Annotated in this window: 2 protein-coding genes; both read right to left on the reverse strand. The window is 61.0% G+C overall.

Going from position 1 to position 1,080, the window contains the following annotated elements; translation table 11 throughout:
* Positions 1–13 precede the first annotated feature (13 nt).
* Positions 14–691, reverse strand: a complete 678-nt coding sequence (tolQ, locus tag RKP46_RS02820; protein WP_300327567.1) for a protein TolQ — start codon at positions 689–691, stop codon at positions 14–16.
* A partial coding sequence (locus tag RKP46_RS02825; RefSeq protein WP_311105215.1) for a YbgC/FadM family acyl-CoA thioesterase occupies positions 688–1,080 on the reverse strand: 393 nt, incomplete at its 5' end. The genes RKP46_RS02825 and tolQ, both read right to left, overlap by 4 nt.

The raw sequence follows: 1,080 nt of genomic DNA on the forward strand, positions 1-1,080 counted from the left end.
GAGCGCATGGCCGTTACCTCATCTGGCGTTGCAGGATATTCGAGAACTCCTCCATGAAGGACTCGAAGCGCGAGGAAAGGCGATCGATCTCGTAGGCGAAGCGGTTGTACGCGACGACCGCCGGAATCGCCGCGAAGAGGCCGATGGCGGTCGCCACGAGCGCTTCGGCAATCCCCGGAGCAACCGCCGCGAGCGTCGCCTGCCCGACGTTCGACAGACCCCGAAACGAGTGCATGATCCCCCAGACGGTACCAAACAGACCGACATAGGGACTGACCGAGCCGACCGAGGCGAGAAAAGCCAGATGCGAGTCGATGCCATCCATCTCGCGTTGATAGGTGGCGCGCATCGCCCGCCGGGCGCCGTCGATCACGTCCTTCGGATCGAGATTCTTCTGGCTGCGCAGCTTGGTGAATTCGCGGAATCCGGCTTCGAAGATGCGCTCCATGCTGCCGGTACTGTGGCGGTCGTTGATCGCGCTTTGATAGAGGCTGTTGAGTTCGCCGCCACTCCAGAAGTCGCGCTCGAAATGATCGGTCTGCGCGCGCGCCCGTTTGACCGTGAACCACTTGCGGAAGATGTAGTACCACGACATGAACGAAACGCCGGCGAGGAGCAGCATGACAGCCTGCACGACGGCGCTGGCGTTGAGAATCAGATGCAGAATCGACAGGTCTTGCGAAACGTTCATTGCATGGCTTCCAGTTTGGTCCTCAGGAACGATGGAATGGCAGTCGCCTTCATCAAGGCGGAGTTTACACAGACGACTTGGATCCGCGCGCGTACCAGGTCGGCACGGTCGCCATCGAGCGCTGCGTCCGCGTGCCGAACGTACTGGCGAAAGAAGATCTGCGCGTGGCTCAGGCGCTCAACCTGCAAGCCGACGAGCAGCTGATCGTCGAGCCGTGCCGGCTTCAGGTAGTCGACGCTGGCACTACGCACGACAAAGGCGATCCCCGGATCGCGCAACAGATCGGCCTGATGATGGCCGATGGCTCGCAAGCATTCGGTACGACAGCGCTCGAAGAACTTCAGGTAGTTGGCATAGTACACGACGCCCCCGGAGTCGGTATCCTCGTA

The organism is Accumulibacter sp., assembly GCF_031732815.1.
Taxonomy (GTDB): Bacteria; Pseudomonadota; Gammaproteobacteria; order Burkholderiales; family Rhodocyclaceae; genus Accumulibacter.